Consider the following 23695-nt stretch of genomic DNA (forward strand, 5'->3'; position numbering starts at 1 on the left):
CTTCCCCAGATTGACGCTGCCTTCGCGAAAAGGATGCCGCAATGTCGCTGCGCGCTCATCTCCGCTTCCTCGTAACGGCGCTGCTGCTGGCCATCGCCGTCGGCATCGCCCAGCCTGGCTCCGCCCAGCAGGTCAACCCGACCGCCGATTCGGTCAGGGAGAAGCAGTTCCTCGATGCGCTGAAGGGCAATCCTTCGGCCGAATTGCAGGGCCGCATCAGCATCCCCGACACCAAGGCGGCGACGCTGGAGCGCCCCGCCGGGCGCGAGTGGCGGGCCTTCCACCAGAACACCATGACCAAGATCGGCGCGGTCGCTGTGCTCGGCATGCTGATCGCGCTGATCGCCTTCTATCTCATTCGCGGCCGTATACGGATCGAGAGCGGTCCCTCCGGGCAGACGCTGACGCGCTTCAACGGTTTCGAGCGCTTCGTCCACTGGCTTACTGCAGCCTGCTTCATCGTGCTGGCGCTGTCGGGTTTGAACGTCACCTTCGGCAAGGCGCTGCTGCTGCCGTTGATCGGCCCGGAGGCGTTCACCAACGTCTCGATCGTGGCGAAATGGGCGCACAACTACCTGGCCTGGCCGTTCATGCTGGGTATCGCCCTGATGTTCCTGATCTGGATCAAGGACAACATCCCCGGCATGGTCGACGTCCGCTGGTTCGCGGCCGGCGGCGGCATCGTCGGCAAAGGCCATCCGCCGGCCAAGCGCTTCAACGGCGGCCAGAAGATCGTGTTCTGGACCGTCGTGCTGGGGGGCGCTGCGCTCGGCGTCTCGGGCGTCTATCTGCTTTTCCCCGCGACGGCCGGCGGCGTGCTCAACCTGCAATTCTGGAACGTGGTCCACGGTATCGTCGGCGTGCTGATGATCGCTGCCATCCTCGCCCACATCTATATCGGCACGGTCGGCATGGAGGGCGCCTTCGACGCGATGGGCTCCGGCGAGGTCGATCTCAACTGGGCCAGGGAGCACCATTCGCTCTGGGTCGCCGAGGAAATGAAGAAGGGCCACGTCCACGGCGGCAAGCTGCAGCCGGCGGAGTGAACTTTTGCCGCGCTTGACCCGCTGACGGCATTTGCATGATGACAGCCGGGCGCATCTCGCGCCCGGCTTTGTCTTTTTGAGGATGTCGTTGTCGATGCGCGTGATCGGACTGGCGGGCTGGAGCGGGGCCGGCAAGACGACCCTCCTCACCAAGCTGATCCCGGAATTCAATCGCCGCGGCGTCAGGGTCTCGACGATCAAGCACGCCCATCACGCCTTCGATCTCGACACCCCCGGCAAGGATTCATGGGCGCACCGGCAGGCCGGCGCCTCCGAGGTGCTGATCTCCTCGGGCAAGCGCTGGGCGCTGCTGCACGAGTTGCGCGACGAGCCGGAGGCGGCGCTGCCGGAGTTGCTGGCACGGCTGTCGCCGGTCGATCTTGTCATCGTCGAGGGCTTCAAGCGCGATCGGCATGCCAAGCTCGAGGTCTATCGTGCGGCCAACGGCAAGCCGTCCTTGTATCCAGGCGATCCCAGCATCGTCGCCATCGCCAGCGACACCGCCTTTCCGGATGCCGGCCGGCCGGTGATCGGGCTCGACGACGTCGCCGCCATCGCCGATTGTCTCTTCGCCAATGCCCGGCCGCTCGACACGGTGCTGGCCCGGGCGAAAGAGGATTGCTGACGATGGCGCAGCTCAGCGCGGATGCCGACGCCTTCGGGCCGATGCTGACGATCGAGCAGGCGGCCGGACACGCCGCCGAGCGCATCGCGGCGGTGGCCGGCAGCGAGACTGTCCCGCTCGCCGCGGCGGATGGGCGCGTGCTGGCCGCGGATGTCATCGCGCCGCTCGACCTGCCGCCCTTCGCCAATTCGGCGGTCGATGGCTATGCCGTCCGTTTCGCCGACCTGGCGGCCGCGGAAACGCAGCTCCCGCTCTCGGGGAGGGTTGCAGCCGGCAACGACGCCGTCGGTGTCGCGACGGTGGGGGTGGCCGTGCGTGTCTTTACCGGTGCGCCGATGCCGGCGGGTGCCGATACCGTCTTCATGCAGGAGGACGTCACGCTGAAAGCCGGCGCGGTCATCCTGCCGCCCGGGCTGAAGCGTGGCGCCAATACCCGGCCAGCGGGCGAAGATCTGCCGCGCGGGCATGTCGCGCTCGCTGCCGGCCGGCGCCTGCGACCACAGGACCTCGCGCTGCTTGCCGCGCTCGGCCTGACCGAAGTCGCGGTGCGCAGACGTGTCCGCGTCGCGATCTTCTCGACCGGAGATGAGCTCAACGAGCCCGGCACGGCCCTGCCGCGCGCGGGCATCTACGATGCCAATCGCAGCCTGCTGCGCGCGCTCGTCACCCGCGCCGGGGCGGAGGTCGTCGATCTTGGCATCCTCAAGGATGAACCTGAGAGCCTCGCCGCACGCCTGCTGCAGGCTGCGGAAAGCTGCGATCTGATCCTGACCTCGGGCGGCGTCTCCACAGGCGAGGAGGACCACGTCAAGGCGGCGGTCGAGCGCGCCGGCGAACTCGCCTTCTGGCGTGTCGCGATCAAGCCCGGCCGCCCGGTGGCGATGGGGCAGGTCGCCGGAACCCCCTTCATCGGTCTCCCTGGCAACCCCGTCGCGGTCTTCGTCACCTTCGCGTTCGTTGCCCGCACCGTGATCGCGCTGCTCTCGGGCACACTGCCGAACAGGCTGCACGGCCTGCCGGTCAGGCTCGGCTTTCCCTACAAGAAGAAGGCGGGTCGACGCGAATACGTCCGTGTCTCGCTGGCTCCCGGGCCGGACGGCATCTCGGTGGCGCGCAAGCATCCGCGCGATGGCGCCGGCGTGCTGACCTCGCTGACCGAGACCGACGGGCTGGTCGAACTCGCCGACGAGCTGACGAACGTGGCCGAAGGCACGATCGTGCCTTTCCTCGCCTATGAGATGCTGACGGGCTGAAGCATCGGGCCGACAAGTCGAATCCATTTATTCGAAACAAGCCGACGTGCGATCCAAGGCTCAGTCGCGCCGGAAGATCACCGTCGCCAGCCAGCCCAGCAGCAGGGCCACCGCGACCGTCGCCAGGCCGTAGAGAAGCGGCCGGTCATGCGCGGCCGAGGTCATGCGCTGTTCTGCGCCGGTCTTCACCACCTCGAAATTGGTGGTCTGGCGCGCCAGGATCGAGCCGCCGGCATAGAGCAGGACCTCCACCTCATAGGGGCCGGTCGGCGCGACCGCCGGAATCTTGATCTGCGAGCTGAACAGGGCCGGCGACAGGAAGGTCACGCCTCTTTCGTCCAGCGCATAGAGCTGCTTGCCTTCGAGCGTCCGGATCAGCGCTTCGCGAAAGCGGGCGATATCAAGTTCGAAGTCGAAGCCCGTCGGTGTGCGCTGCGCATTGGCCAGGCCGATCTTGTCGCGTCGCGCCGCCTCTTCCGACAGGATCTCCTTGATCGGCCGGTTGGTCGCGACCGAGAGATAGATCGAGCGGTCCGGGAAGCGGCGCTGGGTGCGGTTGATCCAGAGCGGGCCGACGCGCTCCTTCTCACGCACGATCAGCATGCGCCGCGGGCCGCGGACGGTGACGACGATGTCGTAGGGGTCGGCCCGCGCGACGGACCGGCCATCGCGCTCGACCAGGCCGAACACCGCGAGCTGGTCTCCGGTGAAGTTTGAGGCGATCGCGATCCGGTGGGTCGACAGGGCCGCGATCAGCGCCTCGGCCTTCGCGGGGAGGGCGGCGAGGGCCGCGAGGCAGGTCGCTATGAGGGCGAGCGCCGCGTGTCTCATCGCTGCGCTCCGTCCTGCACCACCACCGAATAGGGCTCGCTCGGGGGCAGGAAGAGCTCGACCGCGAAGCGCAGGCCGACCGACAGGATCAGCAGCGCCAGCAGCAGCCGGAACGAGGAGACGTTGAGATTGCGCGCTGCCCGGCCGCCGAACTGCGCGCCGATGACGCCGCCGACCAGCAGCAGCATGGCCAGGATGATGTCGACCGACTGGTTGGTGACGGCGTGCAGCACCGTCGCGCCGGTCATGGTGACCAGGATCTGGAACAGCGAGGTGCCGACCACTACGGCCGGCGGAATCCGGAAGAAATAGATCAGTGCCGGGACGAGCATGAAGCCGCCGCCGACGCCGAGAACGGCGCCGATGAAGCCGATGATGACGGCGAGCGCCATGATCGGGATCACGCTGGCATAGAGCTGGGAGCGCGGGAAGCGCATGCGCAGCGGCAGGCCCATCCAGGGCGGATGCGAGCCGGCCTCGCGCAGGCGGCGGGCCGGCTTGCCCCTGCGGTCGCGTAGCGCGACGCGCACCGCGTCGAACAGCATCAACCCGCCGATGCAGGTGAAGAGCGTGACATAGGCCAGGGTGATCACCAGCTCGAGCTGGCCAAGCCGCCGCATCGAGTTGAAGAACAGCACGCCCAGGATCGTGCCGACTATGCCGCCCGAGACCAGGATGCCGCCGAGCTTGAAGTCGAGCGCGTTGCGCCGCCAATAGGTCAGCACGCCGGTCATCGATGAGCCGGCGACCTGCGCGGCGACGGTCGCGACAGCGACGGCGGGGGGGATGTCGAGGAAGATCAGCAAGGGCGTCAGCAGGAAGCCGCCGCCGACGCCGAACAGGCCCGAGATGAAGCCGACCGCGCCGCTCAGCCCGAGCACCAGGAAAATGCTGATCGGCAGTTCCGCGATCGGGAGATAGATCTGCACGCTTCCAAACCTTACCGGCCGTCGATGCCACCTCATGTCGGGCATGAGCCGCAAAAGTGGATACGACTTTTGCGACGAGAACATGCCCGACGTGCTGAGCCGGCACGAATTTCTGCTGCTCCGCCGGGACCGTCCGAACGAAAATCACGCCATAGCGGTGACGCTACAGCGGAATCCTTTTCAATTTGTGCAGTTTTGAGGGGCTTTCGGCGCAGGTCCGGCCTGCACCGAAAGCTCAGCCGCGGCTCGGCTTGGCCGGCTTTTTGCCGGCGACCGGCGGTTCGTCCCAGCCCTTGGCCGGCTGCGTGACCTCGTTGGCGTTCGCCTCCAGCGGCTTCGGCTTCCAGCTCTCGGCCGCTGCCTTGGCGGCGGCGAGATCACCGGCCGGCAGTCGGCCCGCCACCTCGTCGCGTTTGCGGCCGGCATCCTCGTCACCCTGGGCTGCCGCGATCGCGAACCAGCGATAGGACTGGCTGAGATCGGCCGGAGCGCCGAGGCCGCGACCGAGCAGGATGGCGAGATTGTACTGGCTGTCGCGCACGCCATGCTCGGCGGCGCGGCGGAACCAGTCGGTCGCCGTGGCATAGTCCGGCTTGCCGCCGGCACCCTCGGCGTAGAGCACTGCGAGATTGTGCATCGCCTTGGCGTTGCCGCGCTCGGCGGCGCGCCCATACCAGACCTTGGCCAGCGCCGGGTCGCGGTTGGTGCCGATGCCCTTCTCGAACATGTTGCCGAGGCGGAACTGCGCCGGCCCGAGACCGGCGACGGCGGCGCGCTCGAACAGGCGCAGCGCCAGCTTCGGGTCGCGGTTGCCGGGGCCGTCGGCCGCCTGGGCCGCGATCTGGTAGACCGCGCGGGCGTCGCCCGCGAGCGCTGCCTTGCGCAGGCCGGCGCTGCCGACAGTCGGCGGCAACTCGCCGATGCCGGTGACGGTATCGACCGCCTCGGACGGGCTCTGCAGCGGCAGCGAAGCCACCATTGAGGGCACGGAGGCTGCCGGCGGCAGCGACTCCGCATTGGCCGCCTGGGCCGGCGCGGGAACCGCGGCCTGCGCCGGCGTCGTGCCGATCTGCAGCGGCGGCAGGGCCGAGCTCTGGTCCCTCACCGGCGGTGCCGCCGGCTCGGCCGGGGCGCCTTGCGGGGTCGGCTTGGCCGCAGGAGCTTCGGCGGGGGCGGGCCGGGTCGCTTCAGTCCGGCTGCTGCTCTCGTTCACCAGCTGCTTCTTGGCGCTGCCCTGCTGGCTGCTCGAGAAGACCTGGGCGGCGCCGATCGCGAGAACCAGCGCGGCGAGACCGAGCAGCAGCGGCCGCCGGCGCTTTTCGAGAATTTCCTTGAGGCGCCCGCCGCCGGAGGGTGACTTGGCCGCCTTGCCGGGCTTGCTCGTCTCGGTCGTCGCCGGGTTGGTCGCCGCAGCGTCGCTGGCGGCCTTGGCCGAGCGACGCGCCGCGGCGATCAGGCTCTGGCGGACGGCCTGCGGATCATTGCCCTGTGGGGCGGGTGCCTCGGGGCGCGGCCGGCCGGAGCCCGGCTCCAGCGGCAGGTCGAGCCCGCCGGTGCGCGGCAGGCGCGCCTCGGCGACGAAGCGCTCGGCCATCGGGGCAGTGGGAGCCACCGCCCGGATCTCGTCGGCCGCAGCGGGCGTGCGCACGCGTGGCGTGGCTGCGCCACCGCGCCGGTCCTCGCCCAGCTCGGCTTCGAGATCGCCGAGGCGACCGATGATGGTCTCCAGCGTCCGGTGCACGGCGCCGATCGCATCCTGGGTCTCGCGTCCGGTCGAGACATGGGTCTCGCGCAGGCCGCTCATCAGGTCGCTGAGTTCCGACAGGCTGGCGCCGCGAGACGGCGGCAGGTCGGCCATTGCGGCGCGCGCCGCGCGCTCGGCCGCCGCCGTGGTGTCCTCGCGCATGCCCTGGAGATGGACGACGAGGTCCTGCAGCGTCCGTTCGATGCCGTTTTCGGCAGAGCGGGTCGCGGCCTGCTGGTCCAGCCGCTGGGTCAGGCCGGCGATCTGGCGCTCGAGCGCATCGAAGGAATCGGAGCCGGCGCCGGGTCGGCCAGCCTCGTCGATCTTGGCGGCGAGGCCGCGCAGCATGTCCTCGACCGGGCGCATGTCGACCCGGGCGACAGGTGTGCCGCCGTCATCCGTCATCTGGGCGAGCCTGCTCGAGGCGGCGAGCTGCTCGATGCGATCGGTCAGCGTCTCGATCCGGTCCTCGAGCCGGCTCGGCGGCCGGTCGGCCAGCTCTTCGAGCTTGATCACCAGCGATTCGATGCGCTCGGCGAGCTGGTTGGAGGCCGGCCGGCCGATGGCGTCGAGTTCGCCGAGGCGGGCGACGAGCTGGTCGACCTGCCCGTCGATCACCGAGGTCGTCATCGTCGGTAGCGTGTCGAGCTTCTGGGCGAGCGATTCGACCTGGCGCGACAGGGCCAGCAGCGGGGCGCTGTCACCGGTACGCTCGCGCAGGCGATCGGCGTGCAGGCTCTCGCGCACATCCTCGATCGCCAGCGACAGGCTGCGCAGGTCGCGGGTGTCGTCGCGCAGGCGCCCGACATCCGAGGTCAGGGCGTTGAGCTGCAGCGACAGGTCGTCGAAGCGCCGGCCGTCCGGAGTGGAGACGATTTCTCGCAACTCGGCGAGTTCGTTCAGGATCGGAGCGATCAGCTGGCGGTCGCCGCCGCGTGCGGCGAGCGCATCGACCTTGGCGGCCAGATGGGCGACTTCGAGCTCGAAGCGGTTGTAGCTTTCCTGCGAGCGCCCGTCGGACAGGCGGCCGATCTCGGCCTCGATCCGCGCCAGCGGCTTCAGGATGGGGTCGAGCCGCTCACGCCCGTCGAGGCGGTCGAGCCTGGCTCCGAGCTCGCTGATCGCCCGTTCGAGCGGCTTGTAGGCGGCGCGCTGCTCCTCGACCCGCATCGCCGGCTGGGCCGGCGCGATGCGATCGTTCAGCTGGCGCAGATCCTCGCGCAGGCTCGCGAGCGTCGGCGCGGCGGTGGCAGGGCGCTCAAAAGCTGTGGCGGCAGGGCGCTCGAAGACTGCGGTGCGCGCATCGCCGTCGAGGGCGCGCTGGCGCGAACGGATGTCGGACACAGCGGCGGCGAGACCGTCGCGGCTGAGCACGACCGGGCGCGTGGCTTGCGGCAGGGGCGCCGGGGGGGCAGCCGGCCTGCGGCTGGTCTCTTCGGCCCGGCGTTCGATGTCGGCGAGCCGGGTGCCCATCGTCTTGATCGCGTCGGCGATTACGGCGGTGGCGCGCTCCTGGCGCTCGACCGTGGCGCGCTCGCCATCCGAGAGGCGGCCCTCGGTGCGCTCGATCCATTGCGCGATCGAGTCGAGCGCGCTTGCGGTGCGCGCATTGCTGTCGCGCGTCAGGCGCTCGGCCATGGCGGCCTGGGTTATGAACGCGTCCATGCGGTCGCGCGAGAATTCGGGCCTGGCTGGGGCGGCCTGCGGGGCCGCAGCCGTCTGCATGCCGCCTTGTGAAAGGCGGGCAAGGCGCTCTGAGAGCGCGGCGATGTCCTGCTCCTCGGCGTGCTGTGCGACGGTCTCCGGTTCCCCGGCCTCGTCGCGAATCTTGTTGTCGAGCCACTCGCCGAGCGTCATCCCGGCGCGGCGCGCGGCCGCCTTCGCCGCGTCACGTGTGCGCGGATCGACGCCCTTGACGCTCCAGGGCAGGCTGGTCGCCATGTCACGCTCGCCTCGAGGGGCAATCTCGACCAAAGGCGCTTGCAGCCCCCTCAGGCGGCGGCGCCCTTGCGATCCCGGCAATCATGAACATCGGGTTGATGCGAATGATACTGCAGACCGCGGCACCGACTTTTCGCCGTCACGGTAAATAGAGCGTTAAGATCGAGGCGCCGGACGTTAATTTTCCGGAAACGCCTGCCCAGGCAGGTTGCCCAGGCCGGGCATAACGGTAACTTACCCCCGGTTGGCGGCTAACGACGTGACGTAAGGGAGCCGCCTCGCCTACATTGCCGGCAACGCAGGGACGCCTTCCGGTGGGTCGCCGTCCTGCTTCGCAACCTTAAGGAACAGATATGCCGCGCCAAAGCTCAGCTCTGGCGGCCACCTCAAGTCACGACGGCCGCTCCGCCTCCCCGCAGACCACGAATCCCGCCGAAGCCGATGGCTTCACCATCAGCGACCTCGCCCGCGAATTCGGGGTCACCCTGCGCACGCTGCGCTTTTACGAATCACGCGGCCTGCTCGCGCCGGCACGGTCCGGCCTGACCCGGATCTATTCCGGCCGCGACCGCGCCCGGCTCGCCCTCATCCTCAAGGGCAAGCAGCTCGGTTTCACCCTGGTCGAGATCCGCGCCATGCTCGCCAACGAGGAAGGCAAGGAGCTCAAGGGCAAGGAACCGTCCGCCTCGGTCGGCGGCCTGCAGCTCAGCCGCAGCCAGATCGCCGAGCAGCTCGAATTGCTGCGCAGCCAGCGCACCGAGATCGAGACCGCTATCGCCGAGCTCGAAACGACGCTCGCGCGCCTCGACGCCTGAAGCGGCCCGGTCGCCTGACCGGCTCACCTCGCTGAGATAATGATGCCCCGAACCTCGCAGGTTCGGGGCATTTTTCGTTTGCACGTACTGCGTGCGCGGCGCCAATCTCTCCCGACTGCGCTGTCCGGAAGAAAAAGTGGGCTGGCCCCTTGGCAAGCTGCGGCTAGATAGTTTATATGTGAACTATCTCGAAGCGCCGCTGCCCTATCGCGCCGGCAAGCTTCGTCACCAAAACTGTACGAAACGCCAGGGAGGGATGCGATGCCGGTCTACAAGGCGCCTGTCGAGGACACGCTGTTCCTGCTCAACGACGTCTTCCAGTTCGAGCGCTACAACAACCTCCCGGGCTTTGCTGAGGCGACGCCGGACCTGGTCGAGGCCGTGCTGGGCGAGGGCGCCAAGCTCTGTGAGGAAGTCCTCCAGCCGATCAATCATTCAGGCGACCAGGAAGGCTGCAAGCGCAATGCCGACGGCACGGTGACGACGCCGAAGGGCTTCAAGCAGGCCTATGAAGCCTACGCTGCAGGCGGCTGGATCGGGCTCGCCATGGATCCCGAGTACGGTGGCCAGGGCCTGCCCTACACGCTCGGCGCCATCATGAACGAGTTTTCCTCCTCGGCGAACATGGCCTTCTCGATGTACCCGGGCCTGACCATGGGCGCGATGGCCGCGCTCTATGTCCACGGCACGGACGAGCAGAAGCGCACCTATCTGCCGAAGATGGCCGAGGGCACCTGGTCGGGCACGATGAACCTGACCGAACCGCATTGCGGCACCGATCTCGGCCTGATCAAGACCAAGGCCGTGCCGAACGGCGACGGCTCATATGCCATCACGGGCACCAAGATCTTCATCTCGGCCGGCGAGCAGGACATCACCGAGAACATCATCCACCTCGTGCTCGCCCGCATCGAGGGCGCGCCGCAGGGCGTCAAGGGCATCTCGCTCTTCGTCGTGCCGCGCAACGAGGTCGGAGCCGACGGCTCGGTCGGCGCGAACAACAAGGTGTCCTGCGGCTCGATCGAGCACAAGATGGGTATCCACGCCAACTCGACCTGCGTCATGAACTATGACGGGGCGAAGGGCTGGCTGGTCGGGGCCGAGAACAAGGGCCTCAACGCCATGTTCGTGATGATGAACGAGGCCCGCCTCGGCGTCGCGATCCAGGGTCTGGCCCAGTCCGAGGTCGCCTATCAGAACGCTGTCGCCTACGCCAAGGACCGTCTGCAGGGCCGGGCCCTGACTGGCGCCAAGAACCCCGACAAGCCGGCCGATCCGCTCTTCGTCCATCCGGACGTGCGCCGCACGCTGATGTCGATCAAGGCCTTCAACGAGGCGGCGCGCGCCTTCGTCATCTGGAACGCGATCAAGTCCGACGTTGCCCATCGCTCGGGCGACGATGCCGAGCGCCAGGCCGCCGACGACCAGCTCGGCCTGATGACGCCGGTGCTCAAGGGCGTGCTCACCGATGTCGGCTTCGACAATGCGGTAAAGGCCCAGCAGATGTATGGCGGCCATGGCTACATTGCCGAATGGGGCATGGAGCAGTTCGTCCGCGATGCCCGCATCGCCATGATCTACGAGGGCGCCAACGGCGTGCAGGCGATGGACCTGGTCGGCCGCAAGCTCGGCCGCGACGGAGGCCGCGCCATCATGGCTTTCTTCAACGAGGTCGGCGCCTTCGTGAAAGACAACGAGGGCGATGAGGCGCTGAAGCCGCTGCTGGCCTCTCTGCAGCTCTCGTTGAACCATCTGCAACAGGCGACGATGTGGTTCATGCAGAACGCGCTCGCCAAGCCGGACAATGCCGGCGCCGGTGCGCATGACTACATGCACCTGCTCGGCCTGGTTAGCCTCGGCTATATGTGGGCGAAGATGGCCAAGGTCGCGCAGGAGAAGCTCAAGGCCGGCGCCAATGGCCAGGCCGAGCGCATGAACGCCAAGCTCGTCACCGCGCGCTTCTTCATGGAGCGCTCGCTGCCCGAGACCGCTGCGCATCTGGCGCGGATCACCTCCGGCTCCGACGCCACGATGGCGCTGAGCGCCGAGCAGTTCTGAACAGCGTCGTTGCGAGGAGACGAAGCCGACGAAGCAATCCAGGAGCGGCAGAGCTCTACGGTCTGGATTGCTTCGCTTCGCTCGCAATGACGGCTAGGTTGCCCGCAAAACGTCCGATGGGAGGCCCTTGATGGCTGATGCTTTCATCTATGACCATGTCCGCACTCCGCGCGGCAAGGGCAAGGCCGACGGCTCCTTGCACGAGGTCACCGCGATCGAACTGGGCACGCAGACGCTGCGCGCCATCAAGGAGCGCAACAATCTCGATACCAAGCTGGTCGAGGACGTGGTCTATGGCTGCGTCGATCCGGTCGGCGAGGCTGGCGCCGACATCGCCCGCACCGTCGCTCTGAAAGCCGGCTACGGCAAGGAAGTGCCGGGCGTGCAGATCAACCGCTTCTGCGCCTCGGGCCTCGATGCGGTCAACCTCGCCGCGGCGCAGGTCATGTCCGGCCAGAAGGAGATGACGATCGGCGGCGGCGTCGAGAGCATGTCCCGCATTGGCATGGGCGCCTCGGGCTTCGGCATCGCGGTCGATCCCTCCGTCGCGATCGACACCTATTTCATGCCGCAGGGCGTCTCGGCCGACCTGATCGCGACCAAGTACGGCTTCTCGCGCGACGATGTCGACGCTTATGCCGTGCGCTCGCACAAGCGCGCCGCCAAGGCCTGGGAAGAGGGCCGCTTCAAGAACTCGGTGATCCCGGTCACCGACGTCAACGGCCTGATCATCCTCGATCGCGACGAGACCATCCGCCCGGCGACCGACATGCAGGCATTGGCCGCGCTGAAAGCTTCCTTCGTCCAGATGGGCGAGATGGGCGGCTTCGATGCGGTCGCGACCGCGGCGCATCCGGACGTCGAGTTCGTCAACCACGTCCACCACGCCGGCAACTCGTCGGGCATCGTCGACGGCGCTGCCGCCGTGCTGGTGGGTTCGAAGAAGGCCGGCAAGGCCGCGGGCCTGAAGCCTCGCGCCCGCATCAAGGCTTTCGCCACCACCGGCTCCGATCTCGCGCTGATGCTGACCGGCCCGGTCGACGTCACCGAGCTCGTGCTCAAGAAGGCCGGGATGAGCGTCAAGGACATCGACCTGTTCGAGCTGAACGAGGCCTTCTCCTCGGTCGTGCTGCGCTATCAGCAGGCCTTCGACATCGACGACGCCGTGCTCAACGTCAATGGCGGCGCCATCGCGATGGGCCATCCGCTCGGCGCCACCGGTGCGATGATCCTCGGCACCGTCCTCGACGAGCTCGAACGCACCAACAAGCAGACCGCTCTGGTCACGCTGTGCGTCGCCGTCGGCATGGGCGTCGCCACCATCATCGAACGGGTTTGAGGAGAGAGCCGATGAACCTCGTCAATTTCCGCTTCGACACCGACGCCGACGGCATCGCCACCCTGACCTGGGACATGCCCGAGCGCTCGATGAACGTCATCACCCCGCAGGTGATGGAAGAACTTAACCAAGTCGTCGACAAGGTCGCCTCCGACGAGGCGATCAAGGGCTGCGTCATCGTCTCCGGCAAGGAAGCCTTCTCCGGCGGCGCCGACCTCACCATGCTGCAGGGCCTGCGCGACCTCTATGTCAAGCTCGCCAAGGAGCAGGGCGAGCAGATCGCGATGCAGCGCTTCTTCGACGAGAGCCGCAAGCTTTCGCTGCTGTATCGTAAGCTGGAAACCTGCGGGAAGCCGTTCGCGGCGGCGATCCATGGCGTCTGCCTCGGCGGCGCCTTCGAACTCGCGCTCTCCTGCCAGCTCCGCGTCGTCTCGGACGATGCCTCGACCCGCGTCGGCCTGCCCGAGATCAAGGTCGGCCTGTTCCCCGGCGCCGGCGGCACGCAGCGCGTCTCGCGCCTGATGCAGACCGGCGACGCGCTGCAGATGATGTTCAAGGGCGACCAGATCAAGGCGCTGCCGGCCCGCAATATGGGCCTCGTCCATGCCGTCCTGCCGCGCGACCAGATCGTCGCGGCGGCCAAGGAATGGCTGAAGGCCAACCCGCAGGCGAAGCAGCCCTGGGAAGATCCCAAGTTCAAGCTGCCCTCGAACAAGGTCCATTCGCCGGCCGGGATGCAGATCTGGCCGCCGGCCAACGCGATCTATCGCCGCGAGACCAACGACAACTATCCGGCCGCCCGCGCCATCCTGAGCGCGGTCTATGAGGGCCTGCAGCTGCCGATGGACCTCGCCCTCAAGGTCGAGAGCCGCTACTTCGCCAAGATCCTGCGGACGAAGGAGGCGGCCTCGATGATCCGCTCGCTCTTCGTCTCGATGCAGGAGCTGAACAAGGGCGCCCGCCGCCCGGCCGACGTGCCCGCTTCGAAGCTGAAGAAGGTCGGCGTCGTCGGCGCCGGCTTCATGGGCGCCGGCATCGCCTATGTCACCGCCAATGCCGGCATCGAGGTGGTGCTGGTCGACCGCGACATCGAGGCGGCCGAGAAGGGCAAGGCCTATTCGCACAAACTGGTCACCGACCAGATCACCAAGGGCCGCGCCAAGACCGCCGATCGCGACGCGCTGCTCGGCCGCATCAAGGCCTCGGCCGACTATGCCGATCTCAAGGGCTGCGACCTGATCGTCGAGGCGGTCTTCGAGGACCCGAAGGTCAAGGCCGAGGTCATCGCCAAGGTCGAGGCCGTGGTCGGCCCCAAGACCATCTTCGGCTCCAACACCTCGACGCTGCCGATCACTGGCCTTGCCGAGCACAGCGAGCGGCCGAAGAATTTCATCGGCATCCATTTCTTCTCGCCGGTCGAGAAGATGCTGCTGGTCGAGATCATCATGGCCAAGAAAACCGGCAAGAAGGCGCTCGCCATGGCGCTCGACTTCGTCCGCGCCATCAGGAAGACGCCGATCGTCGTCAACGATGTCAGAGGCTTCTACGCCAATCGCTGCGTCGGCAATTACATCCGCGAGGGTCACCTCATGCTGATGGAAGGCGTGCCGCCGGCGATGATTGAGGCCGCCGGCAAGCAGGCCGGCATGCCGGTCGGCCCGCTCTCGCTCAATGACGAAGTCGCGGTCGATCTCGCCTACAAGGTGCTGAAGGCGACCAAGGCGCAACTCGGCGAGGGCGCCGTCGACCCCGCGCAGGAGAAGCTTCTCAACGAGATGGTCGAGAAGCATGGCCGCCTCGGCCGCAAGAACCGGAAGGGCTTCTACGACTATCCGGAAGCCGGCCCGAAGCGGCTCTGGCCCGGTCTCGCCGATCTCGTCTCCAACCATATCCACCCCGAAAAGGTGGATATGGATGAGCTGAAGCACCGCCTGCTGGTCACGCAGGCGCTCGAAGCGGCCAAGACCTATGAGGAAGGCGTCGTCACCGATCCGCGCGAGGCCGATGTCGGCTCGATCATCGGTTTCGGCTTCGCGCCCTATAGCGGTGGCACGCTGAGCTATATCGACAATATGGGCGCGGCCGCCTTCGTGAAGCTCTGCGAGGGGCTGGCCAAGAAGCATGGCGAGCGCTTCAAGCCGAACCGGCTATTGAAGCGCATGGCCAAGACCGGCGAGAGCTTCTACGGCAGCGCCGAGAAGAAGGCTGCGGCCTGATCAGGCGAAGAGCTGCTCCTTCAGGAGCGGCTCCAGCCAGTCGGCGAAGACCTTCAGGCGGCGCGACAAATGCTGCCGGTGCGGATAGAGCAGGGCGACCGGCATCGGCTCCGCCCTGTGCTCCGGCATCACGTCGACCAGCTCGCTAGCTGCCGGATGTGTGGTGGCAACCTGAGGGATGTGGAGCGCATCCATCCGGATCGCTACGCTGTATTGGCGATGACGCTCCAACCGGGGAGCGCATGACAAGACTGCGATGCCTGTCCGACCGATCCTGAGCTTTCCCGATCCGCGCCTGCGGCTACCTGCTCCACCGGTCACGCGGTTCGATGCGGATTTGCGTGCTCTTGCGGAAGACCTCCTCGATACGATGCGGTCGGCGCCCGGCATCGGCATCACCGCGCCGCATATCGGTGTCCCGTCCCGGCTCGTCGTGCTGGAGCTGACGCCCGGCGACGTCCGCATCTATGCCAATCCCAAGCTCGACCAGGTCTCTCGGGAGACCATTCGCCATACCGAGGGCAGCGTCTCGATGCCGGGTGTCACCGACGAGCTCGAGCGCCATGCCCATGTCCGCGTGCGTTATCAGGATCTGGAAGGCAAGGAACAGAGCGAGGATGCCGACGGCTTGCTCGCCGTCTGCCATCAGCATGAGATCGACCAGCTCGACGGCATCTTCTGGATCGACCGCCTGTCGCGACTGAAGCGCGACAGGTTGATCACCCGCTACAACAAGCTGCGGCGGGGGTGACACTCGTCATGCTCGGGCTTGACCCGAGCATCTCGGGCCGAAAGAGGCGCCGAGGGGCGCCTTCTCGTCATGAGATTCTCGGGCCTGCGCTTCGCTTCGCCCGAGAATGACGTCAGTTCGGCTCAGTTCGCCACCGCCCTGATCACCCGCTTGAGCTTGCCGATCAGCTCCTCGACCTGGCTCTCCGTGATGATCAGCGGCGGCGAGAAGGCGATCGTGTCGGCGGCGGTGCGGATCATGAGCCCTTCCTCGTGGAAGGCGCGCTCGATCACCTCGTAGCCGCGCTTGCCGGGGCCCTCGGCCCGCGGCGCGAGATCGACGGCGCCGACAAGGCCGAGCGTGCGGATATCGACCACGTTCGGCTCGCCCTTCAGGCTCATCACCGCATCGGCCCAAGCGTCCTCCATCGCCCGCGCCCGCTCGAACAGGCCTTCCTCGCGATAGATGTCGAGCGCTGCCAGCGAGGCCGCCGCCGCCAGCGGGTGGCCGGAATAGGTGTAGCCGTGGAACAGCTCGATGACGTTGTCGGGCCCGTTCATGAAGGCGTCGTAGACGTGCTTGCGCACGATCACGCCGCCCATCGGCACCGTGCCGGAGGTGACGCCCTTGGCGAAGGTGATCATGTCCGGGATCACGCCATAGCGCTCGGCGGCGAAGGCGAAGCCGAGGCGGCCGAAGCCGGTGATGACCTCGTCGAAGATCAGGAGGATGCCGTGCTTGTCGCAGATCTCGCGCAGGCGCTTGAGGTAGCCCTTCGGCGGCGGCAGCGCCCCGGTCGAGCCCGCCATCGGCTCGACGATCACCGCGGCGATTGTCGAGGCGTCGTGCAGGGCGACGACGCGCTCGAGATCATCGGCGAAATGCGCGCCGTAGTCCGGCTCGCCCTTGCTGAAGGCCTGCTTCTCGCGGTCATAGGTGTGGGAGATGTGGTCGGTGCCGGTCAAAAGTCCGCCGAAGAACTTGCGGTTGTTGACCATGCCGCCGACGGAGATGCCGCCGAAGCCGACGCCGTGATAGCCGCGCTCGCGGCCGATCAGCCGGGTTTTCGAGCCCTTGCCTGAGACGTTCCAGTAGGCGAGGGCGATCTTCAGCGCCGAATCCGCCGCTTCCGAGCCCGAGCCGGCAAAGAAGACGTGGTCGAGATCGCCCGGCGCCAGCGCCGCGATTCGGGCTGCCGCCGCGAAGACCTTGGGATGGCCGTACTGGAAGGACGGGGCGTAATCGAGTTCGCGCGCCTGGGCCTGGATCGCCTGGATGATCGGCTCGCGGGCATGGCCGGCATTGCAGCACCAGAGCCCGGCGGTGCCGTCCATCACCGGCTTGCCCTCTGGGGTGTAGTAGAACATGCCCTCTGCCCGGGCGACCATGCGCGGATTCTGCTTGAACGACCGGTTCGCCGTGAACGGCATCCAGTAGGCTTCGAGATCGTTCGGGGCGCTGATGGCGCGCGGCGCAGATGTCATGGTCCGGTCCCATTTAGTTTTTTAAAGCTTCCTCAACCTAGCAGCGCGGTCGGGGCTGTAAATCCACGTCGGCTCGGGGCATGCCTGCGTCCGGCGAGCGGCGGCCAGCCGCTCGGGGCAGGTGACGTTACGTCGTTTCTGGCGTAGTCTGAACAAGGGGGTAACACTGGACTACGCCCCAATGACTGAAGGCGTTGCCGGTCGGGACGGAAGCGGCACGATCGCGCCGGAGGACATCCGCGCGCAGCTCGACCGCGTCCTTGCATCTGACATCTTTCGCAGCGCGCCACAGCTCACTGCCTTCCTGAGCTATGTCGTCGAGCAGGCCCTGGCCGGCCGCGCCGCCGAGCTCAAGGGTTATACCATTGCGGTCGAGGCATTCGGACGCCCGCCCGAGTTCGATCCGCAATCTGACCCGATCGTGCGCGTCGAGGCGGGGCGCCTGCGCAAGGCGCTCAATCTCTACTTCGCGGCCGAGGGCGTGCGCGATCCCGTGCGGATCGCGATTCCCGTCGGTGCCTATGTGCCCAGCTTCACGCGGCAGGGCTTCGCGGAACCGGAGGCAGCGACCGCGAGCTTGGAGCCTGCGCAGCCCGCAGCCGCCGCCGGCAGGCGATGGCGAGCATGGGCCTATGCGGTTGCAGCGCTGGTGCTGACCGGCGCGATCGCGTTCGTCGCCTGGCGCCAGGCCGGGACCGGGCCGGAGCTGAGCGTCGCCGTCGCGAGCGGGGACATGCTGGCGCCGCGGCCGGCAACCCCCAATGCGCCCGACCAGTCCGCTTCGGCACAGCCTCCCGAGCCGGTCGCTGCGCCTGCGAGCCTGCCCGTGATTGCCGTGGTGATCGCCGGCGACATCGTCGATCCCGCGGTCGAGGATGCGGCGCGGCTGTTCATGCGTCATCTCGTCGACACCATGGCCCGCTTCGACGACCTGCTCGTGGTCAAGTCGCCAGGTACGGCGCTGCGGCCGGAGGAGGGGGCCGATTATATCCTGACCCTCAACACGTCGCGGGCCGGCGACAAGATCGAGGGGTTCGTGCGGCTGAGCGCAGCGAGGGACGGGCGGGTCGTCTGGACCACCTCCGGCGCGCGCAGCCTGGCGGCCGTGAGCGACGGCACGGAACTGCGCGAGCTGGCGCAGGGCGTGGCGATCCGGCTGGCTCAGCCCTTCGGCGTCCTGCATGCCGATTTCAGGCTCGCCACGCTGCCGCCGGGGGTCGGCTGCATTTACATGGCGCTCAATTTCCGCCGGCACATGAAGGCGGACGATCATCTGGCCGCGCGCAACTGCCTCGATGCGCTGGTCGCGCGCGATCCAGACTTCCATCCGGCCTGGTCGCATCTGGCGTTGCTCACCGCAGATGAATACGCCGCCGGTCTGAACGCGCGCTCCGGCTCGCCGCTCGACCGGGCGCTTGCCGCCGCGGTCACGGCCGTGAGGCTGGCGCCGGCGAGCGCGCGCGCTCATCAGGCCCTGATGGAGGCGCAGTTCCTGCGCGGCATGGCCGAAGAAGCGCTCAAATCCGGCCGGGAGGCGATGGCGCGCAACCCCTACGATCCCGACATCATGGCCGATCTCGGCGCGCGCTACGTTCAGCTCGACCGGGCGGCCGAGGGCCTGCCCTTGCTCGAGCGCGCCGCTGCGCTGAGCAATGGCCGGCCTTCCTGGTATGACGTCTTCCTCTACTTCGCGGCGTACCTGACCGGCGCGAACAAGCTCGCGGAGAGTCAGGCTTCACTGATCAAGGCGGAGGAGACGCCGCTCGCTTTGGTCGCGCGTGCCGTGGCGAGCGCCGCCGCGGGTGATCGGGACGGGTTGGAGGAGGCCATGCGCATGCTGGGCCAGGCCGAGCCGCTCTTTGCTCTCGATGCGCGGCTCTTTTTGGCCCGCAAAGGGTTCTCGCCGCCGGTCATCGACCGCATCCTGGCTGCGATCGGCCAGGTCGGGCTGCAGTTGCGGTAGGCCGGGAACAGGGGGCTTCGGCAAGGTTCGGTCGCACAATCCGTCGATGGACCTCGCAGTTGCTGAATCCGGCCGCTATTCTGTGGCTGTCGCAGCTGATTCGTAGCGTTGCGTTGCCCCTCAACCCCTTGCGCGATTTCGGCCCTTGGCTCGCACCCGCCTCAGCGCTCTCTCTCCGGCCGCCAGCGGCGTCGTCGGCTTCTCGCTGGGCGCAGCGGCGATCCTGCTCCTGCCGGGCAATCTCGCCAACGCATTGGGATTGCTGAGCGCCGGGCTCGGTTTGGCCGGAGCGGCAGCCTTGGCGCGCCGCAACACGGCGCGCGAGCGCGAGCAGCTGCTCGCGGCGATCGGCGAGGTCAAGGTCCGCCTCGCGACCAATGCCATTCGCGTCGACTCGATGGCCAAGCGCCTCGACCAGATGCCGATGGGCGAGGCCGATGCTGCGCCGGCCAAGGCGATGCTCCACGAATTGACGGCGGAGGTCGGTCTGCTCGGCGATCTCCTGCAGCAGGTCGCGACGACCTTGGGCGAGCATGACGACCAGCTCAGTCGTATTGAAGGCCGGCTCGCCAATCCACCGCCGCCGCAACCGGCGCGGATTGCGGCGCTGGTCCCTGAACGTCCCGATTTCCGCGCTCCCGAGCCTCTGGTCGCGACACGGCAGGACCCGGCCGAGGCGGCGCAGCACCGCGCGGCCGAGGAACGCGCCGCCCTGATCAGCGAAGCTCTGGCGAAGGGCCAGGTCGAGGTTCATCTCCAGCCGATCGTCAGCCTGCCGCAGCGCCGGACGCGGGGTTACGAGGCGCTCGTCCGGCTGCGTCTGGACGAGAAGACGCTGCTGCTCCCCTCCGAATTTCTGACCACGGTCGAGGACCGCGGCTTCGGCCCGACGCTCGATGCGCTCGTGCTGACGCGGGCACTGGCCATCGCCCGCCATCTCGGCAGCAAGCCTGGCGAGCTCTTCGTCTCCTGCAATTTCAGCGCGGCGACCTGGGGCTCGTCGCGCGCCTTGGCGGCGTTGTCGCGCATCTTGGAAAAATACCACGACCACATCGGCAATCTCGTCATCGAGGTGCCGCAGCGCGTCTTCCGGGCGCTGGAGCCGGCGAGCCTCGGCCTGCTCGGCGCCATGTCGGCCAATGGCGTGCGTTTTGCGCTCGACCATGTCGCCGATCTGCGCTTCGACCCGGTCTCGCTGCATGATCGCGGTGTGCGCTTCGTCAAGGTCTCGGCGGCGCTGCTGCTGGCCGAGGCGCGCGGTGGCAAGCTCGCCGACATCGCGGCAGGCGACATCGCGATTCAGCTCGCGCGCGGCTCGATCCAGCTCGTCGCCGAGGAGGTCGAGGACGATCCGATGGTCGCCGACATGCTCGATCTCGGCATCGGCTTCGGCCAGGGCATCGTCTTCTCGCCGCCGAGGCCGGTCAGGCCCGAGGTCTTCGCCGAGCCGCAACCGGCTGAGATCGCGCCGATTCCGAAGTCCGCTGCCGCCATGGCGGCGCCCGCTTCCGCCGAGGTGGTCGAGCATCCAGCCATGGCATCGCCGCCTGAGGTCAAGCGCGTGCCCTTCCGCGACATCCTGCGCCGCGCCACCGCCTGACTCGCTCCTCGGGGATTGAAGCGCTGGCCTGTGCTGGCGAAGCCGCGTAGACAGGCGGCGCCAGTCCGATTGGAGTTTGCCCGTGCCGTCATCAACCCGCCTTCTGTCCGGGGTTGCGCCCGTCATCGGCCAGTACGAGCTCTGCCTCTGCGACATCTGGGGCGTGGTCCATAATGGGGTCGCGCCGTTCGCTGCCGCCTGCGATGCCCTGGCCCGGATGCGGGCGGGCGGCGTCACCGTCGTGCTGGTCTCGAACGCGCCGCGCCCGCGCTCGGAGATCGCCGTCCAGCTCGGCAAGCTCGGCGTGCCCGGCGACGCCTTCGACGCGATCGTTACCTCCGGCGACGTCGCGCGCGACCTGATCGCCCATCGAGCCGGCGAGCCGCTCTATCACCTCGGCCCGTCCCGCGACCTGCCGCTGATGGCAGGGCTCGACGCGCCGCGCGTCGGCCCCGCTGAGGCGCACTACGTCCTCTGCACCGGCCTGTTCGACGACGAGACCGAGACGGCCGAGAGCTATGCCGAACAGCTTGCGGATTTTGCCCGGCGGAAGCTGACGCTGATCTGCGCCAATCCGGATCTCGTCGTCGATCGTGGCGGACGCATCGTGCCCTGCGCCGGCTCGCTCGCCGTCGCCTATGAGCAGCTCGGCGGCGAGGCGATCTATGCCGGCAAGCCGCATGCGCCGATCTACGACCTCGCCATCCGCATCGGCCAGGAGCTACGCGGCGAGACGGTCGAGAAGACGCGCATCCTGGCGATCGGCGATGCGATCCGCACCGACATCGCCGGCGCAGCGCAATATGGCCTGGCTTCGCTGATGTGCGTCGCCGGCATCCATGCCGGCGAGATGGCGGGCTTGTCGGATGGGGCGCTGCAGGGCTGGTTCGGCCGCCAGAGCCACCGGCCCGACTACGCCATGCCGCATCTGGCCTGGTGAGAGTACCTCATAGGCCTGTCACTCCGGCCAGCGGCCAAGCGCAGCTCCAGAAACCATTGTGCATCGTCGACCGTCGGTTAGAAATTCCCGGTGCCCTCAGCCTTCGAGACGGCCCTGCCGCGCCGTCAGCATGAAGCTGCGAGTTTCCAAGCAGGTCTAGGGAAGTGCCCTCATGGGGCCGCCAGATGTCGCATGAGTGCACGATGCTTCAGGCAGCTCGTCCAGCAGGTCACACAAGTCATGCTTCCCAGGCGAGCAACCACGGCTTGCCGTTGAAGCTGGCGACATTCGCCCATCGATAGGATCCATACCATGGATCCATGAAGCTGATCTGTGCGACGCCATTTGCGTGGCTGACGCCATAGATGACGATCGTATGTGAATTAAGGACGCTCGACTTGTATATGAGTACGACGAGCCCCTTGCGCAGATGCGAATCGATTAGGCTCTCAGTGAGGCTTTCACGTCGCCAATCCGTGAAATCCATGCTGAAATCGCTCAATAGAGTCAGAATACTTTTCTCGGATGCTCCGCCACTCGGGGGTGGATTGTCGTCATAGCTTGCGGCGATCGAACTCTGCGTGTGGCCAGCATATCCAATCGTGGCTCTCGTCCATGACTCGAAGGCTGCTGCGTAGCAGTGCATAGGTGTGTCTTGTTTAACCTTGGGAGAAACACGCCTGTACATCGATCGCTCCCCTTAATCTAAATATTCAATGGCACATGCGATATGAGGCTCTCGCGATGGCACGCTTTCAGAAAACCTCGTTCCAGTCAAAAGCAGATGACAGCCTGCGCGCGGGTGCGGCCGGCCTTGGATGCCGTTTGGAAACTCACAGCCCTCATCGTGGGAAGCGCGTCGAAGGATCTCCAGAGACGCCATTCCTCGCAGGATGGCTCCTCAGGATGAGGGCTCGGTGAACTTCCGAATAGGCTGTGAGCCCTGTGACAGCGTCCGGCCCCCGCTCGCTCCGGCCGCAGTAACGGCGGGAAAGCTATCAAGCGATGGAGTGCGCGACGCTGCCTCAGGCGGCGCAGGCCGCCTCGATCTTCGATTTCAGCGTCTGCGCGTTGAACGGCTTGACGATATAGTTGTTCACGCCGGCCTTCTTGGCGGCGATGACGTTCTCGGTCTTCGATTCCGCCGTCACCATGATGAACGGCGTCTCGGCGATGGCGTCCTCGTTGCGGACCTGGCGCAGCAGCTCGTAGCCGGTCATCGGCTCCATGTTCCAGTCCGAGATCACCAGCCCGTATTTCTTGTCGCGCATCTTGGCGATCGCTGCATTGCCGTCGGAGGCGTCGTCGACATTCTCGAAGCCGAGCTGCTTCAAGAGGCTGCGGATGATCCGGACCATCGTCTGATAGTCGTCCACCACCAGGATCGGCATTGACGGGTCGACAGCCATGACGGCGCTCCAAGCAAGTAGTCAGCAGGGCCCAACGGCGCCGGCGCGGGGTCGCTCTCGCAGAGCGGCGACCTTGGGTCAATTGTCATAGGCGCTCGGCGTTTCAAAGCCGTTAACCCGGTCGCCGAGTGACCCTGCGGCATACGACCTTTGGCGGACGGAGGAACAAGCAACAGGCACCAAAGTTCAATGGTGCGGTGCAGCGAGGTGTGAGAGGCTGCCTGCCCGATTCCGGATTCAGGCGGCCTTTTGGCCGTGCTGCAGTTGCGAGAGCCGACCGATGATGGCGAGCACGCTCTATCAAGTCCATGCCTTCGAGGATCTGGTCGTCGGCCAGCGCGAAAGCCTGATGCGCACCGTGATGGAGCGCGACATCTCGCTCTTCGCCGACCTTTCGGGCGACGCCAATCCGATCCATCTCTGCGACCGCTACGCCGCCTCGACCAAGTTCGGCCAGCGCATCGCTCATGGCATGCTGACGGCAAGTCTGGTCTCGGCCCTGCTCGGCACGCGCCTGCCCGGACCGGGCGCTGTCTACCTCTCGCAGACCCTCAATTTCCTTGCGCCGGTGAAGATCGGCGACGTCGTCACCGCCCGCGTCGAGGTGGTCGAACTCGTGCCGGAGCGACGCCGCGCCCGGCTCTTCTGCGACTGCCTGGTCGACGGCAAGGCTGTGCTGGAAGGCGAGGCCTGGGTGGCGCTGCCGCGTGCCACGCAAGCCTGAACCGGCCTTGACGCTTCCCGCCGCTTGGGGCCAAACACGGCGGTAGCC

General features: G+C 67.2%; 18 protein-coding genes and 1 pseudogene. 12 read left to right on the forward strand and 7 right to left on the reverse strand.

From position 1 onward, the window contains the following. The first annotated feature begins 41 nt into the window (after positions 1-41). The 3 genes from V7S63_RS14110 to V7S63_RS14120 all read left to right on the forward strand — a co-directional run bounded on the left by V7S63_RS14110 (position 42) and on the right by V7S63_RS14120 (position 2924). Positions 42-1046: a formate dehydrogenase subunit gamma gene (locus V7S63_RS14110; RefSeq protein WP_091831963.1), complete on the forward strand. Its 1005-nt coding sequence runs from the start codon at positions 42-44 to the stop codon at positions 1044-1046. Positions 1047-1140: 94 nt separating this feature from the next. Further along, positions 1141-1671, forward strand: coding sequence for a molybdopterin-guanine dinucleotide biosynthesis protein B (mobB, locus tag V7S63_RS14115; RefSeq protein ID WP_336530685.1), 531 nt, complete (start codon positions 1141-1143; stop codon positions 1669-1671). Positions 1672-1673: 2 nt separating this feature from the next. Further along, entirely contained in the window at positions 1674-2924 is a 1251-nt protein-coding gene (locus V7S63_RS14120) for a molybdopterin molybdotransferase MoeA (protein ID WP_336530686.1), read from the forward strand. A gap of 60 nt (positions 2925-2984) precedes the next feature. Here V7S63_RS14120 and V7S63_RS14125 read toward each other — a convergent pair whose 3' ends face one another. The 3 genes from V7S63_RS14125 to V7S63_RS14135 all read right to left on the reverse strand — a co-directional run bounded on the left by V7S63_RS14125 (position 2985) and on the right by V7S63_RS14135 (position 8369). Next, complete coding sequence (locus V7S63_RS14125) at positions 2985-3755, reverse strand: TIGR02186 family protein (protein WP_336530687.1); 771 nt, start codon at positions 3753-3755, stop codon at positions 2985-2987. Next, positions 3752-4684 (reverse strand): sulfite exporter TauE/SafE family protein, encoded by a 933-nt coding sequence (locus V7S63_RS14130; RefSeq protein ID WP_091831954.1) that lies wholly within the window; start codon positions 4682-4684, stop codon positions 3752-3754. Before V7S63_RS14130 ends, V7S63_RS14125 begins: the two co-directional genes overlap by 4 nt. A 235-nt stretch (positions 4685-4919) precedes the next feature. Further along, positions 4920-8369 carry a hypothetical protein gene (locus V7S63_RS14135; protein ID WP_336530688.1) on the reverse strand — a complete coding sequence of 1150 codons (3450 nt, stop codon included), beginning with the start codon at positions 8367-8369 and terminating at the stop codon, positions 4920-4922. 353 nt (positions 8370-8722) lie between these two features. Here V7S63_RS14135 and V7S63_RS14140 point away from each other — a divergent pair, with 353 nt between their 5' ends. From V7S63_RS14140 to V7S63_RS14155, 4 genes are all read left to right on the forward strand, one after another. Next, entirely contained in the window at positions 8723-9184 is a 462-nt protein-coding gene (locus tag V7S63_RS14140) for a MerR family transcriptional regulator (RefSeq protein ID WP_091831950.1), read from the forward strand. Positions 9185-9445: 261 nt separating this feature from the next. Next, positions 9446-11242, forward strand: coding sequence for an acyl-CoA dehydrogenase C-terminal domain-containing protein (locus V7S63_RS14145; RefSeq protein WP_336530689.1), 1797 nt, complete (start codon positions 9446-9448; stop codon positions 11240-11242). 130 nt (positions 11243-11372) lie between these two features. Then, positions 11373-12581: an acetyl-CoA C-acetyltransferase gene (locus V7S63_RS14150; protein WP_091831945.1), complete on the forward strand. Its 1209-nt coding sequence runs from the start codon at positions 11373-11375 to the stop codon at positions 12579-12581. An 11-nt stretch (positions 12582-12592) separates the two neighbouring features. Next, positions 12593-14797 (forward strand): 3-hydroxyacyl-CoA dehydrogenase NAD-binding domain-containing protein, encoded by a 2205-nt coding sequence (locus tag V7S63_RS14155; protein ID WP_336530690.1) that lies wholly within the window; start codon positions 12593-12595, stop codon positions 14795-14797. Here the strand turns inward: V7S63_RS14155 and V7S63_RS14160 are convergent. Continuing rightward, positions 14798-14956: pseudogene (locus V7S63_RS14160) on the reverse strand (LysR family transcriptional regulator); the annotation flags it as partial. A 97-nt stretch (positions 14957-15053) separates the two neighbouring features. Here V7S63_RS14160 and V7S63_RS14165 point away from each other — a divergent pair. Next, positions 15054-15548, forward strand: a complete 495-nt coding sequence (locus tag V7S63_RS14165) for a peptide deformylase (RefSeq protein WP_100963159.1) — start codon at positions 15054-15056, stop codon at positions 15546-15548. Between the two features lie 122 nt (positions 15549-15670). Here the strand turns inward: V7S63_RS14165 and aptA are convergent, their stop codons facing one another. Next, positions 15671-17011, reverse strand: a complete 1341-nt coding sequence (gene aptA, locus V7S63_RS14170; protein ID WP_336530691.1) for an omega-aminotransferase AptA — start codon at positions 17009-17011, stop codon at positions 15671-15673. A 181-nt stretch (positions 17012-17192) separates the two neighbouring features. Between aptA and V7S63_RS14175 the strand changes: the two genes are divergently transcribed. From V7S63_RS14175 to V7S63_RS14185, 3 genes are all read left to right on the forward strand, one after another. Further along, on the forward strand, positions 17193-18974 hold the full coding sequence (locus tag V7S63_RS14175) for a hypothetical protein (protein ID WP_336530692.1): 1782 nt from the start codon (positions 17193-17195) through the stop codon (positions 18972-18974). A gap of 145 nt (positions 18975-19119) precedes the next feature. Continuing rightward, entirely contained in the window at positions 19120-20574 is a 1455-nt protein-coding gene (locus tag V7S63_RS14180; protein ID WP_336530693.1) for an EAL domain-containing protein, read from the forward strand. A gap of 82 nt (positions 20575-20656) precedes the next feature. Further along, positions 20657-21514, forward strand: a complete 858-nt coding sequence (locus V7S63_RS14185) for a TIGR01459 family HAD-type hydrolase (RefSeq protein WP_336530694.1) — start codon at positions 20657-20659, stop codon at positions 21512-21514. Between the two features lie 238 nt (positions 21515-21752). On the opposite strand, the gene V7S63_RS14190 is transcribed toward V7S63_RS14185, so the two are convergent. Continuing rightward, positions 21753-22202 carry a papain-like cysteine protease family protein gene (locus V7S63_RS14190; RefSeq protein WP_336530695.1) on the reverse strand — a complete coding sequence of 150 codons (450 nt, stop codon included), beginning with the start codon at positions 22200-22202 and terminating at the stop codon, positions 21753-21755. A 337-nt stretch (positions 22203-22539) separates the two neighbouring features. Further along, the gene (locus V7S63_RS14195) at positions 22540-22923 is read right to left on the reverse strand and encodes a response regulator (RefSeq protein ID WP_091831929.1); all 384 of its coding nucleotides are present in this window, start codon (positions 22921-22923) and stop codon (positions 22540-22542) included. 280 nt (positions 22924-23203) lie between these two features. Between V7S63_RS14195 and V7S63_RS14200 the strand changes: the two genes are divergently transcribed. Next, positions 23204-23647 carry a MaoC family dehydratase gene (locus tag V7S63_RS14200; protein ID WP_425285417.1) on the forward strand — a complete coding sequence of 148 codons (444 nt, stop codon included), beginning with the start codon at positions 23204-23206 and terminating at the stop codon, positions 23645-23647. The last annotated feature ends 48 nt before the right edge of the window (positions 23648-23695 follow it).

The organism is Allobosea sp. CCNWLY174, assembly GCF_037120455.1.
Classification (GTDB): domain Bacteria; phylum Pseudomonadota; class Alphaproteobacteria; order Rhizobiales; family Beijerinckiaceae; genus Allobosea; species Allobosea lupini.